General features: G+C 29.5%; 10 protein-coding genes. 6 read left to right on the top strand and 4 right to left on the bottom strand.

The window, feature by feature from the left end; genetic code table 11:
* Positions 1–43 precede the first annotated feature (43 nt).
* The 4 genes from ssnA to yqeB all read left to right on the top strand — a co-directional run bounded on the left by ssnA (position 44) and on the right by yqeB (position 7992).
* A complete protein-coding gene (gene ssnA, locus F811_RS0114125; protein WP_020005890.1) occupies positions 44–1375 on the top strand; it encodes a putative aminohydrolase SsnA in 1332 nt (443 codons plus the stop codon).
* A 138-nt stretch (positions 1376–1513) separates the two neighbouring features.
* On the top strand, positions 1514–4489 hold the full coding sequence (gene ygfK / locus F811_RS0114120; protein WP_020005889.1) for a putative selenate reductase subunit YgfK: 2976 nt from the start codon (positions 1514–1516) through the stop codon (positions 4487–4489).
* Between the two features lie 98 nt (positions 4490–4587).
* Positions 4588–7158 carry a selenium-dependent xanthine dehydrogenase gene (gene xdh / locus F811_RS0114115; RefSeq protein WP_020005888.1) on the top strand — a complete coding sequence of 857 codons (2571 nt, stop codon included), beginning with the start codon at positions 4588–4590 and terminating at the stop codon, positions 7156–7158.
* A 6-nt stretch (positions 7159–7164) separates the two neighbouring features.
* On the top strand, positions 7165–7992 hold the full coding sequence (gene yqeB / locus F811_RS0114110) for a selenium-dependent molybdenum cofactor biosynthesis protein YqeB (protein ID WP_020005887.1): 828 nt from the start codon (positions 7165–7167) through the stop codon (positions 7990–7992).
* A 48-nt stretch (positions 7993–8040) separates the two neighbouring features.
* Here the strand turns inward: yqeB and F811_RS0114105 are convergent, their stop codons facing one another.
* The 4 genes from F811_RS0114105 to F811_RS0114090 form a co-directional block, all read right to left on the bottom strand.
* The gene (locus tag F811_RS0114105) at positions 8041–10038 is read right to left on the bottom strand and encodes a ribonuclease R family protein (protein WP_020005886.1); all 1998 of its coding nucleotides are present in this window, start codon (positions 10036–10038) and stop codon (positions 8041–8043) included.
* A gap of 290 nt (positions 10039–10328) precedes the next feature.
* Complete coding sequence (locus tag F811_RS0114100) at positions 10329–11183, bottom strand: prephenate dehydrogenase (RefSeq protein WP_020005885.1); 855 nt, start codon at positions 11181–11183, stop codon at positions 10329–10331.
* A gap of 30 nt (positions 11184–11213) precedes the next feature.
* Positions 11214–12593, bottom strand: coding sequence for an NYN domain-containing protein (locus F811_RS0114095; protein ID WP_020005884.1), 1380 nt, complete (start codon positions 12591–12593; stop codon positions 11214–11216).
* A gap of 110 nt (positions 12594–12703) precedes the next feature.
* The gene (locus tag F811_RS0114090; protein ID WP_020005883.1) at positions 12704–14863 is read right to left on the bottom strand and encodes an ATP-binding protein; all 2160 of its coding nucleotides are present in this window, start codon (positions 14861–14863) and stop codon (positions 12704–12706) included.
* Between the two features lie 156 nt (positions 14864–15019).
* Between F811_RS0114090 and F811_RS0114085 the strand changes: the two genes are divergently transcribed.
* Together F811_RS0114085 and mgtE are read left to right on the top strand one after the other, a co-directional pair.
* A complete protein-coding gene (locus F811_RS0114085; RefSeq protein ID WP_020005882.1) occupies positions 15020–15688 on the top strand; it encodes a hypothetical protein in 669 nt (222 codons plus the stop codon).
* Positions 15689–15742: 54 nt separating this feature from the next.
* A complete protein-coding gene (mgtE, locus tag F811_RS0114080) occupies positions 15743–17110 on the top strand; it encodes a magnesium transporter (RefSeq protein ID WP_020005881.1) in 1368 nt (455 codons plus the stop codon).
* Positions 17111–17156 lie beyond the last annotated feature (46 nt).

The raw sequence follows: 17156 nt of genomic DNA, 5'->3' as shown, positions 1-17156 counted from the left end.
AAAAAATAATTTCATTAAAATATATAATTTTAGGAGTCAGCTTATGCTATTAATAGGGGGAGGAAAATTAATTACAAGAGATAATAATATGCCCTTTTTAGAAGACGGTGCGGTGCTTTGTGATGGAAGATTAATTAAAGAAGTGGGAAAAACTTCTGATTTAAAGGCTAAATATAAAGATGCTGAGTATATAGATGCTAAAGGCGGAGTTATTATGCCTGCATTTATAAATGTGCATGAACATATTTACTCTGCTATGGCTAGAGGCTTCAGTATTAATGGCTATAATCCTAAAGGTTTTTTAGAAATATTAGACGGAATGTGGTGGACTATAGATAGAAATCTTACTTTAGAGCAGACAAAACAAAGTGCTATGGCCACTTATATAGAATCAATAAAAAACGGAGTTACTACAGTATTTGACCATCATGCAAGTTTCGGGCATATAGAAGGTTCTTTATTTGCTATAGAAGAAGCTGCCAAAACTATGGGGGTGCGTTCTTGTCTATGTTATGAAGTTTCTGATAGGGACGGGGAGGCTAAATCTAAGGCTTCTGTTAAAGAAAATCTTGACTTTATTAAACATGCTATGGCTGATAAAACTGATATGATTAAAGCTATGATGGGTATGCATGCCTCTTTTACTATTTCTGACAAAACTATGGAAGCATGTATGAAAGATTTACCTGAAGGCATAGGCTGTCATATACATGTTGCTGAAGGTATAGAAGATTTGCATGCCTGCCTTAAAGATCATGGTAAAAGAATAGTTGACAGACTTTATGATTTTAAAGTTTTAGGTCCGAAAACTATACTTGTACACTGTATATATATTAATCCTCATGAAATGGATTCAATAAAAGATACTGATACTATGACTTCTCATAATCCAGAATCTAATATGGGTAATGCCTGCGGATGTCCTCCTACTATGGAATTAATGAAAAAAGGTATATTAACAGGTTTGGGTACTGACGGATATACTCATGATATGACAGAATCATACAAAGTAGCTAATGTTCTTCATAAACATAGTCTTTGCAATCCTAATGCTGCTTGGGGCGAAATACCTCAAATGCTTTTTGAAAATAATGCTAAAATAGCTAACCGTTATTTTGAAACTCCTCTAGGCATACTAAAAGAAAATGCTGCTGCTGATGTTATTATAATGGATTATAAAAACTATACAGAATTAAGCGATAAAAATATTAACGGACATATATTATTCGGTATGAATGGCGGACATGTTAATACTACTATTTGTAATGGCGAAGTATTAATGAGAGATAGAAAACTTACAAAAATTGATGAAGAAGCAGCTTATGCTAAAATAAAAGAAGAATCTGATAAACTTTGGAAACAAATCAATAAATAATTAATAATAGACTCTTTATGAATTATACCAAATAATGGATATATATTTGTTCATTATTTGGTATATAAATATTTTATGTATATAAGTAAGTATGAAATAAAATAAATAACAGTAATAATTATTTGGAGGAATTATATAATGAGTGATGTAATGACACCTATTCCTTTTGGAAATCTTATGAATTGGATTTTGGAAGAAAAAAAGACAGGTAAAGTATTTGGTATTTCGAGAGTCTTTAAAGCTGATAAATCTAAATATTATGAAATTTTTGGAAGAAAATTAGAGACTCCTATAGGACCTGCAGCAGGACCTCATACTCAGTTAGCACAAAATATAATAGCCGCATACTATACTGGAAGCAGATTCTTTGAACTCAAAACAGTACAAAAAATGGACGGTGAAGAATTAAGTAAATGCGTAGCCAAACCTTGTATAGCTGCTAATGATGAATGTTATAACTGTGAATGGTCAACAGAGCTTTATGTACCTCAGGCTTTTGATGAGTATGTTAAGGCTTGGGTGGCTTTAAAAGTTATAGCTAAAGAATGGGATTTGGGAGATATGGACGGTTTTCAGTTTAATATGTCTGTTGGTTATGATTATGAAGGTATTAAACTAGAAAAGATAGATAAGTTTATTGAAGGATTAAAAGACGCTTCTAATACTCCTATATTTAAAGAATGTATAAAGTGGCTTAATGATAATATTGACAGATTCAAAAACTTCAAAAAAGAAGATATTGATAAAATTAATGCTGATGTATGTAATTCTGTTACTTTGTCTACTCTTCATGGATGTCCTCCTACTGAAATAGAAAAAATCGCTTCTTATTTAATCACAGAAAAAAAATTAAATACCTTTGTTAAATGCAATCCTACACTTTTAGGTTATGATTATGCTAGAAAAACATTAGATGATATGGGTTATGATTATATATCATTTACCGATTTTCACTTTAAAGATGATTTACAGTACAGCGATGCAGTTCCAATGCTTCAAAGACTTCAGAAATTAGCTTCTGACAACTCTCTTTTATTTGGAGTAAAAATCACTAATACATTCCCAGTAGATGTTAAGCAGAAAGAACTTCCTTCTGAAGAGATGTATATGTCTGGTAAATCATTATTCCCACTTTCTATGACAGTAGCTTCAAGATTGAGTAAGGATTTTGACGGAAATTTAAGAATATCATACTCTGGCGGATGTGATTATTTCAATATTAATGATGTTATAGATGCAGGAATTTGGCCTGTAACTATTGCTACAACTTTATTAAAAACAGGCGGTTATCAAAGAACTGAACAAATAGCTAAAAATCTTAAAGAATATAAACCATTTACAAAAGTAGATGTTGCTAAAGCTGAAAAAATAGTTGAAGCAAGCAAAAAAGATAAACATCATACTAAACCTATCAAACCTCTTGCAAGCAGAAAAATTAAGAAAAAAGTTCCTTTGGTAGACTGTTATACTGCACCTTGTATGGAAACTTGCCCTATACATCAAGACCTTACAACATATATAAGACTTAATTCTGAAGGCAAATATGATGAATCTTTCAAAGTAATTATAGAAAAAAATGCTATGCCTTTTGTTACTGGTATATTATGTCCTCATACTTGTATGGATACTTGTACTAGACAATTCTATGAAGAGCCTGTAAGTATAAGAGCTTGCAAATTAGAGGCTGCTAGAGCTGGTTATAAAAATGTTATCTCTACTTTAAAACCAGCACCTTCTATAGGAAAAAAAGCTGGTATTATAGGGGCTGGACCTGCTGGACTTTCTGCAGCATTTTTCTTGGCACGTGCTGGAATAGAAGTTACAGTATTTGATAAAAGAGAAAAAGCTGGCGGAGTTGTTGCTAATATTATACCTAATTTTAGAATATCAGCTGAAGAGATTGGAAATGATGTGAGTTTATGCAAGCAAATGGGTGTAAAATTTGAACTTGGAAAAGAGATAAAAGATATAAAAGAGTTTTCTAAAAATTATGATTATACTGTTGTTTGTATAGGTGCACATAAAAACATGCCTTTGAAGCTTGAGGCTGGAGAATCTATAAATGCTCTCAAATTCTTAGAAGAGTTCAATAAAACTAACGGCAATGTAGATTTAGGAGAAGATGTAGTAGTTATAGGAGGCGGTAATACTGCTATGGACGCTGCCCGTGCTGCTAAGAAAAATAAAGGCGTTAAAAATGTTAGATTAGTTTATAGAAGAACTAAAAGATATATGCCTGCCTTAGAAGAAGAACTTAAAGAGGCTTTAGAAGATGGTGTTGAGTTTATGGAATTATTAGCACCTGTAAAAATAGAGAACGGAAAACTTTTATGCAGAAAAATGGAATTATCAGACTATGATGAAAAAGGAAGAAGAAATGTTGTTGAAACTAAAGAAACAGTAGAAGTTCCTGCAAGTACAGTTATAGCTTCTATAGGTGAGCAGATTGAATCAGAGTTTTATAAATCTAACGGAATAGAAGTTGATGACAGAGGAAAACCAAAATGCAATGCTAATAATGAATCATCTCTCAAAAATGTTTATATTGCTGGAGACGGACTTTACGGAGCTGCTACTATAGTTGAAGCTATAAGAGATGCTAAAGTTATTGCTGAGGCAGTACTAGGAAAAGCAGTTGCTCCTAATTTGCCTTCTGTTTCTACTGAAGAGATTTCTTACAGTAAAAAAGGTAATCTAAAGGAGGTGTCAAAAGACCCTGAAGCTAGTAGATGTTTAACTTGCGACTATATATGCGAAAGCTGTGCTGAGGTTTGTCCTAATAGAGCAAATATATCAGTTAAAGTTGAGGGCGGAGCTAAAATATCACAGATTATACATGTTGACTATATGTGTAATGAATGCGGTAACTGTGAAACATTCTGTCCTTATAGTTCAGCACCTTATAAAGATAAGTTTACATTATTTGCCACTGCAGATGATATGAAAAACTCTAAGAATGACGGTTTCTTATTCTTAGATAAAGAAGGTAATGCTAAACTTAGAATAGACGGCAAGGAAGAATCTTATAAAGCTGGAAGTTCTAAAAACTTTAATGGAGTTTATAGTATAGTCGATAGCGTATTTAATAATTATAAATATCTTATATTGAAATAATTTTTGGGTTTTTATTATTATATAATGGCATAACAGTGGAGAATATAAATCTCCATTGTTATGTTTATTAATATTATTAAAATGGGAGGTAATTTTATATGGGCGAGAGCGTTAATATTATCATTAATGGCAAGGAAATGAGCTTTGATTCTGACAGAAAATTAATGGATGTTCTTAGAAATGACTGCAAGTGCAAATCTGTAAAAGACGGCTGTTCTGAGGGAGCATGCGGAACTTGTACTGTTTTAATAGATGGAAAACCAACTAAAGCATGTATACAAACTATAGGAAGACTTCAGGGAAAAAGTGTACAAACTATAGAAGGTTTTACTCAAAGAGAAAAAGATGTATATTCTCATGCTTTTGCAGTTGCTGGGGCTGTTCAATGCGGATTCTGTATACCGGGTATGGTTATATGTGCTAAAGGTTTAATAGATAAAAATAATAATCCTACTAGACTTGAAATAGTAGCCGCTATAAAAAATAATATTTGCAGATGTACAGGATACAAAAAAATTATTGATGCTATAGAATTAGCAGCTAAAATGATAAGAGAAAATATTGATGTTAAAGACTACAAAGGAAAGGTAAAATTAGGCGACAGAAATATTGCAAGAATAGACGCAAAAGAAAAAGCATTAGGTACTGGTGAATACTGTGATGATGTTGAAATAGATCGAATGCTTTATGGTGTAGCTGTTAGAACTAAATATCCTAGAGCAAAAATATTAAAAATTGATACAAGCGAAGCAAAGGCTTTAAAAGGTGTAGTTGATGTTATTACTTCTAAAGATTTACCAGGTGACAAAAAAATAGGTCATATTTTCCATGACTGGGACGTACTTATAGGTGAGGGTGAGACTACAAGATTTATTGCTGACGGACTAGCTTTGATAGTGGCTGAAGATGAAGCCACAGCTAAAAAAGCTAGAGATTTAGTAAAAGTAGAATATGAAGAGCTTCCTTTGGTAAGAAATCCAGAAGAGGCTATGAAAGCAGATGCTCCTTTGGTTCATGAAGAGAGAGAAAGCAATCTTCTTACTCATGAAAGATTAGTTAAAGGAAATGCTGATGAGGTAATAGCGAAATCAAAATATAAAGTTACAAGGCATTATGAACTTCCTTGGACAGAGCATGCTTTTATGGAAGCTGAAGTTGCTGTTGCTATGCCTTTTAATGACGGCATATTTATATATTCTAGCGATCAAAGTGTTTATGATACAAAAAGAGAAGTTTCTATGGCTTTGGGTATAGAGCCAGATAAGGTTGTAGTAGAAAATAAATATGTAGGCGGCGGTTTCGGCGGTAAAGAGGATATGAGCGTTCAGCATTATGCTGCTATAATGGCATACAGAACAAAAAGACCTGTTAAGTTCAAACTTACAAGACAGGAAAGTATTAATTGGCACCCAAAACGCCACCCTATGAGTATAGATATGACTACTGCCTGTGATGAAAATGGTATACTTACTGCTATGAAAGCTACTTTAATTACTGATGCAGGTGCTTATGCTTCTTTATCTGGTCCAGTACTTCAGAGAGCTTGTACTCATGCTGCTGGTCCTTATAATTATCAGGTTATAGATATAGAGGGTAAATCTTTCTATACTAATAATCCTCCTACTGGACCTTTCAGGGGATTCGGAGTGCCGCAGTCTTGTTTTGCTACTGAAATGAATATAAACTTACTTGCTGAAATGTGCGGATTAGATCCTTGGGAAATAAGATATAGAAATGCTATACGTCCTGGTCAGGTACTTCCTAACTATCAAATAGCTGATGAAGCTACTGGACTTGTTGAAACATTAGAGGCTGTTAAAGATATATATTATAATAATAAAAATGTAGGTATAGCTTGTGCTTTGAAAAACTCTGGTGTAGGTGTGGGACTTCCAGATACTGGAAGAGTTCGTTTAGTTGTTGAAGATGAAAAAGTACATGTATATTCTGCTGCTTCTTGTATAGGGCAGGGTATTGCTACTGTTCTTTATCAGATAGTAGGAGAAACTCTTGATTTAGATGATGATAAGATTATTATTCATCAGCCTAATACGGCTACTTCTCCAGATTCTGGTACCACTTCAGGCTCAAGACAAACTCTTATAACAGGTGAAGCTTGTAAGAGAGCCTGCGAGGAGCTTAAAAAAGAACTTGATAAAGGAAAAACTTTAAAAGATTTGGAAGGCAAAGAGTTTTATGGCGAATGGCTTACTATAACTGATAAAATGGGCGTTGATAAACCTCACCCTGTTTCTCATGTTGCTTATAGTTATGCTACTCAGGTTTGCCTACTTAATGATGACGGTACTATACAAAAGATTGTTGCAGCTCATGACATAGGAAAGGCTATTAACCCTATAGCTTTGGAAGGTCAGATTGAAGGCGGTGTTGTTATGTCTTTAGGATATGCTCTTACAGAAAAATTCCCGCTTGAAAATTGTGTGCCTAAAGTAAAATTTGGTACTTTAGGATTATTTAGGGCTGATAAAACTCCAGATGTTGAATCTATTATTATAGAAAAACCTGGTGTGCCTTATGGTTATGGGGCTACTGGTATAGGTGAGATTTCTAGTATACCTACTGCTCCTGCTGTTGCTTTAGCATATTACAAATTTAATGGTGAGTTCCAGACAGAACTTCCGCTTAAAAATACTCCTTATTCAAAATAATTTATTATGAGTTTATTTAATGATGAACTTGTAATTATAAGAGGGGCTGGAGATTTAGCTACTGGTGTTGTGTATTCTTTATATAAGGCTCATTTTAAGATTATATTATTAGAAACACAATACCCCTCTTCAATTAGAAGAAAGGTTGCATTATCTGAAGCTGTTTATGATGGTAAAAGCAGAGTTGAAGATATTGAAGCTGTTTTAGTAAAAAGCTATGAAGAAGCTCTTAATATAGTTACTGATACAAATTATAGTAAGATACCTATTCTTATTGATCCTAATTGTGAAATATTAAATCATGTAAAACCTACATTTTTGATTGATGCTATAATAGCAAAAAAGAATTTAGGCACTAATAAATCTATGGCAAAATATACTATAGCATTAGGTCCCGGATTTACTGCTGGTAAGGATGTTGACATTGTTATAGAAACTGTAAGAGGTCATAATCTTGGAAGAATGTATAACAAAGGTGAGGCTATACCAAATACTGGAATACCGGGCAATATAGGCGGAAAAGAAGCTGAAAGGGTAATACATGCAAGTGCTGATGGTATTATTGAAAACATAAAAAACATAGGCGATTTTGTAAGAGAAAAAGAAGTTATAGCATACATAAACAACAATAATGAAAAAATAGAAGTGCTTGCTGCTTTTGACGGTCTTTTGAGGGGCATTATAAGAGATGGTTTTAAAGTGCATAGGGGCTTAAAAATAGCTGATATTGATCCTAGAAAATCTGAATATGATAATTGCTTTACTATCTCTGATAAGGCTAGAAATTTGGGCGGTGCTGTACTTACTGCTATGATGTATTTATATAATAAATAAAAAGGCTTAACTTATTATGTTTAAGAAGCCTTTTATATTAATTAAATATTATCTTCTTTTTTTTGATTTCTTCCTTTCTTTTCTCTCTCTTCTGTCTTTTGCTCCTCTTTTTCTATCTTTAGATGATTTATGAGATTTTCTTGAATATATTTCTTTTTTGTTTTTTTTCTTCTTTAAGAAATCTCTGCTGTCTATTATATCTCTGTCATCAAAACTATTATCGAATTCGCTTGCTGGTATAAAGTCAATGAATAATTCTTTAATATCTACTTTATAAACTACTATTCTTATTTTGTCGCCCAATGTGTACCATTTGGCATCTTCTTCACTATAGGCTGCCTGTTCATTTTCATCATATCTATAATGCGATTTTAATACGGCATATCTTATTAAGCCTTCTATTCCTCTGTCTTCTATTTCAACAAATATTCCAAAGTTTGTAATACCGCTTATTATTCCGTTGTATTCATTTCCTACTTTGTCTTTCATAAATCTTGCAGCTTTTACCTTTGCCAAACTTCTTTCGCATTCAACTGCAACTCTTTCTGTTTTTGAACACCATTGTGCCGAATTGGTATAAAACTGCTGCATAGTAGGTTTTAAATTATTTATACCTTCTAATGAAAGTTTTAAAAGTCTATGAGTAAGTAAATCAGTATATCGTCTTATAGGCGAAGTAAAATGAGTGTAGCATTCAAATCCAAGCCCAAAATGCCCTATATTATTAACATCGTATATAGCCTGTTTCATAGAACGAAGTAGTAGGGTAAGAAGTAATTTTTCGTCTGGCTTTCCCATTATAGATTCTATAAATGAATGAAAATCCAAATTACCGTCTGCATCTTTTGTGAGTCTGTAGCCTCTGTTAAATGCTATTCTTGTAAAAGTATCGAGCTTTTCCATATCTGGACTGTCATGTACTCTGTAAATAGAGCCTTTTATATTTTTTAATCTTTTGGCTACTTCGCAGTTGGCAATAAGCATTAATTCTTCTATTATTTTATGAGTTTCTTTTCTTTCACCAATAAAAAAATCTTTAGGATTACCGCCTTTATCTAATATTATTTGTGTTTCATTTAGATTAAACTCTATACTGCCGTTTTCTATTCTTTTTTGGAGAAGTATTTTTTTAACATCGTCAGCATTTTTTAATAATTCTACAAGCCAATCTTCATCATGCTCTATACCGTCCAAAACATCTTGGGCATAGTCATATGTTAATCTCCTGCTTGATTTTATGACGCTTTTATGAAAAGTGCTTTCTTTAACATTGCCGCTATTGTCTATTGTTACGAATACCGTCATAGTAAATCTGCTTACACCTTCATTTAAAGAACATATACCGTTTGAAAGTTCATGCGGAAACATTGGATAAACTGTATCTATTAAATAAACGCTATTTCCTCTTTTTCTAGCTTCCCTATCTAAAGCACTTCCCATTACCACAAAATGACTTACATCAGCAATATGAATGCCCAATTTATATCCGTCATTTAATTTTTCTATACTTATAGCATCGTCAAAATCTTTTGAATCTGCTCCGTCTATAGTTACAGTTCTTATATTTCTCAAATCTATCCTGTCGAACTCTAATTCTACATTCTCCATACTGTCTGGTAAAAGTTTTGCCTCTTCCAAACATTTTTTTGGGAAATCTGTAGGTACATTATATGCTTTTGCTATTATTTCAGCGTCTTTTTTAGCATTGTTAATATCTACTTTTATTTCTGGTTTTGGTATGCTTGTTTTTTTATTTACTGTATCAGATTTTTTATTTTTTGCATTTCTTCTGTCTCTTTTACTTTCTGATGTGCTATTTACTTTTTCAGATGATTTTCTTAATTCTCTTTCTAAATATACTTTTCCTTCATTGGTAAGTTTTAGTATATTAGATTTTTTCATTACTAGTCCCATTGATACGGACTTTTGAAGCATTTTTTCAAAGCGTAATTTATCTTTTTTAGTTTCTACGTATTTATTTTTATAAGCAGAAATATCTAATTCTTTTTCTTTATTTATTCTTTTTAATAATTTTATTACTTTCATAGTTTTTTAATTTACCCGTGTTTTATAATAGACTATATTAATTAATTTTTTGATATTAGTTTCATTATAGCAGTATTATTTATAATGTCAAACATAAGATTTTTTTACATATTCATATTAATATTGTTTTCTATATTAGAAAGCATTTATTTTTGATACCCCCATAACTATATGGGGGTAAAAAGTTTAATTAAATGAAGGTTATAAAATAGTATCAAAAGATACAAAGTTATTAGCTATTATTAATATTTGTTAGTGTATTCTAACATATTATAAAGTTTTGTCAATATCTAATTAATATTATTTTTTCTTTTAATCCATTCATTTTTTATATTATTAGAATTATTCATTAAGTTTTTTAACTTTTCTCGGTCTTTATTATGCAAAGCATTTTTAAAATCTTCCAAGCATTTTATATATTTATCTAATGACTCATAAAGATATTCACTATTATATAAAAATAATTCGCTCCACATATTAGCATCTATTGTTCCCACTCTAGTATGGTCTGATAAACTATTGCCTTCAAAACCAAGCGAAGCTAAAAAATGATCATGATTGACAATACCGCATGCTATTATATGCATTAGCTGACTTGTAAAAGCTATCATTTCATCATGTTTTTTAGCTGTTGATATTATAACTTTTCCAGAACCTATATCATAAGCTAATTTTTCTATTATTTTTATATCATTTTCATTTGCATTGTCATTGTTTACTATAATGGCATTAGAGTTTTTGAATAGTGTTTCAGATGAGTTTTGATATCCTCCTTTTTCTTTTCCAGCCATAGTATGAAGAGATATATACTTTTTATCTTTAGTATTATTAAAAATATCAGTTTTTACACCGCAAAAATCAGAGAGTATTTTATTATCATCAATTAAATGTTTATATTTGCAAATAATATCTATTGCTATGGAAGGCAAAGTGCATATCATGATAATATCAGCCCATTCAATATATTCTTTTATATTATCGTAATTATAAGAGCCTTTATCAATATATCCGTCTTTTAAAGCAGATTCTATATTTTCTTTATTTGTATCTACTACATATATATTATAGTTTTCATTACTTGCCTTTAATGCCTTAATTAAAGAGCCTCCCATTAATCCCATTCCAATTACTGTTATATTAGACATAAAATTTCCTTAAAATAATATTTAGTATTTTTATAACTCTTTTGCAATACTCTCCAGTGTTTCTAATGTCTTGTCTTTATCTTTTATAATAAATTTTCTACCCTGTTCAGTAAGTTCAGCATATTTTCCTAGTTTTAATATTATTTCTTTTATGTTTTTAAACTTTGTATGTTTTATAGCACTTTGTCCGCTTGCCATATTAAACTCTTTATTAATTTTTTTCATTACAGATGATAATGTTATAGCCTTATTTTCTTTATCTTCTGAAAGCACTTTTTTTAATACATATATAAAGTTCTTATCATTTATTTCATCAGTATAATTAATTTCATTTTTGTTTAAAATATTATCATTCATTTTATTTTCAAATGATTTTATAGTTTCTTCTATAGTAAATGAAGAATTATTTGATGTTGTTTTAATTTCATTTTTATTTAAAAAATCAATAACTTCATTTATATTTTGATATCCTGCCAATTTTAGTGCACTTTCTCCTTTTTGGCAGAGCTTATCATTTATTTTATTGCATATATAAGATTTGGATATTTCTAAGTTTTCATTTTTATCATAAAAATCTTTTATCTCATCGGAGAAGCATTGCCAAAAATCTTTTTCTTCTATTACTTTATTTTCTTTATTATAATCATTATTATAATTATTTTGTTCAATACTTTCAGTTTTATTTTCTAAATTATTAATATTATTTTCAATTTCTTTGTTTTGGATTTCATTTTTTATAGTGTCTTTATTTTGTTTATACTTATTCTTATCACTTTTATTTTCATTATTTTTTTTACGTTTTTTAGCTTCCTTATTTTTTTTATTATTATCAATTATATTTTCTCTGATTATTTCATTGTTATTATTTTCATTAACTGTCTTTTTATTCTTATTTTGATTATCTATTTTTATTTCTGAATTATTTTCTTTAACAACATTATCTCTGTATTTTTCTATTTTGAAAGGATCATGACAGCATGCATTTTGAAATATGTTTTTTTCAAAATTATCGGATGTTGTAACCATAGATACTATGCAGCCATGCCTCATTAATTTATCCATAACAATGCTGTAATCAACATCTTTTGTTACGAATATAATAATATCTATTTTTTTATATATGATAAAATCTTCAAAGGCATCTAATGATGATTTCATGTCTGCCATATTTTTTGCTTTTTTAAAAGGCACAGAATGAATGATATCAATATGCAAATCTCTTAAATGTTTTGCATATTTCTTTATGGATTTTGAATCTCCATAAGCCTTTTTTATAGAAAATACAATATCTTCATCTTTTAATTGCTCTTTGTAATAGTCTAAAATACTTTTGAGCATTGATTTAAGATTTACATGAAAATCTAAATATCTTATATTTTCTAAGTCTATATATATACCTATTTTTTTCATAATGCCATCACTATTATTAATTATTGATTATATAGATATATTGTATAAAAAATTAATAAAAATACAATACTATTAAAGATAATTTGTGTTATTTAAACAATATGTAATTCTTATGATAATTCATGTATTACAGCTTCTTTATAGTCTTTCATTATGTCGCGTATAAATACATCTTTAGTAAATATTGCTATAGGTATATTATATTTATTGGTATATTCTCTTATAAAGGATAATGCTTCTTTTGTTCTGTTATTGTCAAATGTTATAAAAGGATCATCTAATAGTATTAATCTTCCAGCTTCATGTATTTTTGTGAGTATAGAAAGACGCATAGCTATATAAACTGCATCCTTTGTAGCTGAAGATAATAATTCTACATTTCTGCTTTCATTTTGTTTATCTTTTACCATAATTTTTGATTTATCAAATCCAGACATTTCTATTCCGTTATCGGATAAGCTTTTTCCAGTGATATGATTGTATAATACTTTAGCTTCATTAGAGAGAGAATTAAATATATCATCATTTTTTTTATTTATTTTAGATAGCATATTTTCTAACAATTCCAAAGCCTTTTTTCTTTTATTTAAATTTTTTATCTCTTCATTATTTTCTGCAAGCTCACTTTCAAAATTTATTATGCTGTCATGTATATTATCAGTACTGTTAAGCTCTCCCTTAATATACGAAGCATTTGATATAACTTTATTCATATTTTCTTTTATAGTGTTTATTTCTCTTTCTAGTTCTTTTAATTTGTTTTCTATAGCTTTCATTTCCATTTCATTAAAGCTGTCTGGATTAATGCCTTTATCATCAAGTTCTTTTAATATTCTATTGCAGTTTGCTTCTAGTGTAGGTATATCTCTAAGTCCGAATTTTTTTGCTTCTGTGATGAGTTTGGCAAATAATTCTTCTGTATTTTTATAAACATTATCAAAATTAGTTTTTATTTCATAGTAGTTTTCTTTATTTTTCACGTTTAGCTTATCAAAAAAACTGTTTAATTCATTATTATAATTTTCCAAATTAATAATAGTTTCTTCTAGCTGTTTTTTATAATTGTTTAGCTCTTCTTCATCATTGTTTGAAAGTATAATTTCTATTTTTGCCAATTCTTTATTTAGAATATCTTTAAGAGATGATAATTCTAAATTGTCAGTATCAATATCAAGTTCTGGAAGTGAGTCTAATATATCATTTATAAATTTTTCGTTTTTACCTTCTTTTATAAACATAAAAGGTATGGAAGGAAGTATTATCAAAAACCAATACGGATTTTTAAAATATAAACTTAAAAGTGATGATACCAAAATTACAGCAGACAAAAAAACTATTTTTGGTATTCTATTATTTTTCTCTTTTAATACGTCTATTTTTTTTACAGCCTTATCTATTCTTAATCTTATGCTTTCATAATCAGTTTTTTTCTTTTCTTCTGTGGATTTTTGAAGAGGTTCTATTTTTCCTTTAATATATGCTATACTATTTTTGCATTCATCTATTTTTCTTTCAATGTCATTTATTGTTTTTGAATGATCATTTTGCAGATTGAGATTTTCTTTTATAAATTTATCTTTTTTATAAAAATCATTTATCATAGTAAGTATATTTAATGCTGTATTTTTTTCTTTTGATTTATTTTTTTCTTCTCTTAGGCTGTTTAATTTATTGTATTCATTAACTTTTTCTTTTATGATATTGTCGCTTTCTTTTAGAAGTTCATGTAACTCTTTTAATTTATCTTTTTTACTAACTTCTGTATTAGCTTTATTATATAAATTATCAAGCTCTTCTTTTATTTCTTCATTTCTATATTTTAAATTTTTTAATTGAGCTGGTATTGCCGACTGAGATTTTCCAGAGTATTCTGCTTTTACTTCGGATATTATTTTTCCAACATCTATATCGGAGGCAAATAATTTCTTTTTTATTTCGCTTTCCCAATCTTTGGAATCCTTTTTGCTGTCGGACATTTCAAATATTATTTCGCTTTGCCTTATTGAATATAAATTATTATAAGACTGAGGATGCATTTTTTTTGAAGGGTCTATTTCTGGTATAATATTAATATCTATATCATCACCGTATCTTGATTTTATTTGTTTTGCAAATGTTGAAGTTTTTTTATTTTCTGAGAATAAAAGCATAAGAGAATCAAATATTGTGGTTTTACCAGATTCATTTTCTCCGTAAAATAGGGTCAGTTTATCAGATATTTCAAAGGACTTATTTTTAAACTTTCCGAATTTATTTAAATTTAGTATCATTTTATTTTCCAGCCAATTATAATATAAGGCATTTTATCATTTTTAATACAAATTTCAAATTTATTAATTTTATAAATATCGCTTAAAATAAATAATTGACATTCTATCATTTTTTTATATTATAGAAAATATATAAAAATATAAAGTGGGAATCATATGAAAAAAATTGTATTATCATTATTATTTTTAACTGTTTCTAGTTTTAGTTTATTTGCTCAGCATGGAGGAGGCGTGGCATTATTTGTGCCATTAACAGGAAGTTTTGCCTTTGCTGATGTAAGAGGACTTGATGGCAGTAAATTAAATATATTAAAAACGAGTAGTGCTTTTGATTTTGGGGTATTGGTTCAGCCAGGATATTTTTATGATTTCGGCGGATTATTAGGTTTTGATGTTTTGGCAGATATTGGATATTACAGAAGTTCTTATAAATATATAAATACAAAAGATGCCAATGTTGTTTCGTATACATTTGATAGTTTAAATACAGGTATTATGTTTAGGGTTACAGCTTTGGTTTTATCATTAGGTATAGGAACAGGTGTAAAAATACCGTTAGCTGCTAATATTCAGGATGCTGATTACGGAGTTAAATTGAATAGGACTGAAATAGAAAGCTCATTTGAAACTGCAGTGATACCGTATTTGAAATTTACTATAGATTTTAAGTATAATTTAAGCAGTTTTGCAGCAGTGGCCGCAGGACTTTATTTTAATTATGATTTTGCTATGAATTATAAAAATCCTAATTATTCAAAATATAATATACATTCATTTGATTTTGGTATACAGGTAGGTACTTATTTAGTAGGAACTAGGTACTAATTTTTAATTATATTTTTATTTAATTGGTTTATAATATTTTAGCGGGAGCGGTGTATGCTTAAAGAACTTTTACAGCCTGAAATTGAAGATTTGATAGAAGAAAAAGACTGGGACGCATTAAGAGATATACTTCCATTATGGCAGGAGGTTGAAACAGCCAATTTAATAACTTCTTTAAAAAATGAAGATAAATATAAAGTTTTTAGTATACTTCCTAAAGATTATTATTTAGGTGTATTTCCAGAGTTAGTTCCTATAGATCAGCAAAGAATAATAGAAAACATGCCTGAAGCTGATATTAAAGAGCTTTTGGAGAATATGAATCCAGATGATAGGACATATTTTTTGGAGTCTATACCAGAGGAAATGTCTGCAAATATATTAAAGCTTCTAGGCAGTGAGGAGCGTGAAATAGCTTCTTGGCTTTTGGCATATCCAGAAGGCAGTATAGGTCGTTTGATGACACCTGAATATATAAGTATTAAGCCAGATTGGACAGTGGGGGAGGCTTTTGAATATATAAGAAGCAATATAGAAGATGCTGAAACCTATACTACTATATATGTTATAGATGAAAGGCGTACATTAATAGGTTCTATTCCTCTAAGAAAATTATTTTTTACTGACAAAGATACTCTTATATCAGAAATAACAAGCAGCTGTCCTTATATATTGGTTTATGAAGAGCAGGAAAATGCCATTGAAGTGATAAAAAAGTATAATCTTCATTCTCTTGCAGTAATTGATGATAGGCATGCCATGCTTGGTATTGTTACAGTTGATGATATACTTGATATAGCCGAAGAAGAATATACAGATGATTTTCATAAAATGGCTGGTATTACTTCAAGTGAGGATCAGTTTGATGATAATTTAAAAATCACACCTATAGCAACTTTATATAAACAGAGAATACTATGGCTATTAATATTAGTATTTATTAATATATTTTCAGGCGGAGTTATAGGTATATTTCAAAATACACTTCAAAAACATATAGTATTGGTAGTATTTTTGCCATTGCTTATAGGAAGTGGCGGCAATGCAGGGAGTCAGTCTGCTACGCTTGTGATACGTTCGCTTGCTATAGGAGATGTTGTACTTAAAGATTGGTTTTATATGCTTTCAAAGGAATTAATAGTATCTTCTATGCTTGGACTTAGCATGGCTTTAGGTGTTTATATATTGGGAGTAATACGCGGAGGATTTGAGATAGCTGCTATTGTAGGTATATCAATGTTTAGTATAGTATTTATAGGGAGTATTATTGGTCTTTGTCTGCCTTTTATATTAACAAAATTAAATATAGATCCTGCTATAAGCGGTGCTCCTATGCTTACATCTATATGTGATATAATAGGTACAGCAATATACTGTTCTATAGCAACTTTGGCTTTTATTATACTAAATAATGTTAATTAAGTAATATTTTTTTTATTAATTTATAAATTTTTTTTAAAAAAAATTG

The organism is Brachyspira innocens ATCC 29796 (assembly GCF_000384655.1).
Lineage (GTDB): Bacteria > Spirochaetota > Brachyspiria > Brachyspirales > Brachyspiraceae > Brachyspira > Brachyspira innocens.
Note: the sequence above shows the minus strand (reverse complement) of the source record. Positions and strands in the feature narration are given on the sequence as shown.

Coding starts and splice junctions, on each gene's coding strand:
- ssnA (WP_020005890.1), top strand. CDS start 44: ATGCTATTAATAGGGGGAGGAAAATTAATTACAAGAGATAATAATATG.
- ygfK (WP_020005889.1), top strand. CDS start 1,514: ATGAGTGATGTAATGACACCTATTCCTTTTGGAAATCTTATGAATTGG.
- xdh (WP_020005888.1), top strand. CDS start 4,588: ATGGGCGAGAGCGTTAATATTATCATTAATGGCAAGGAAATGAGCTTT.
- yqeB (WP_020005887.1), top strand. CDS start 7,165: ATGAGTTTATTTAATGATGAACTTGTAATTATAAGAGGGGCTGGAGAT.
- F811_RS0114105 (WP_020005886.1), bottom strand. CDS start 10,038: ATGAAAGTAATAAAATTATTAAAAAGAATAAATAAAGAAAAAGAATTA.
- F811_RS0114100 (WP_020005885.1), bottom strand. CDS start 11,183: ATGTCTAATATAACAGTAATTGGAATGGGATTAATGGGAGGCTCTTTA.
- F811_RS0114095 (WP_020005884.1), bottom strand. CDS start 12,593: ATGAAAAAAATAGGTATATATATAGACTTAGAAAATATAAGATATTTA.
- F811_RS0114090 (WP_020005883.1), bottom strand. CDS start 14,863: ATGATACTAAATTTAAATAAATTCGGAAAGTTTAAAAATAAGTCCTTT.
- F811_RS0114085 (WP_020005882.1), top strand. CDS start 15,020: ATGAAAAAAATTGTATTATCATTATTATTTTTAACTGTTTCTAGTTTT.
- mgtE (WP_020005881.1), top strand. CDS start 15,743: ATGCTTAAAGAACTTTTACAGCCTGAAATTGAAGATTTGATAGAAGAA.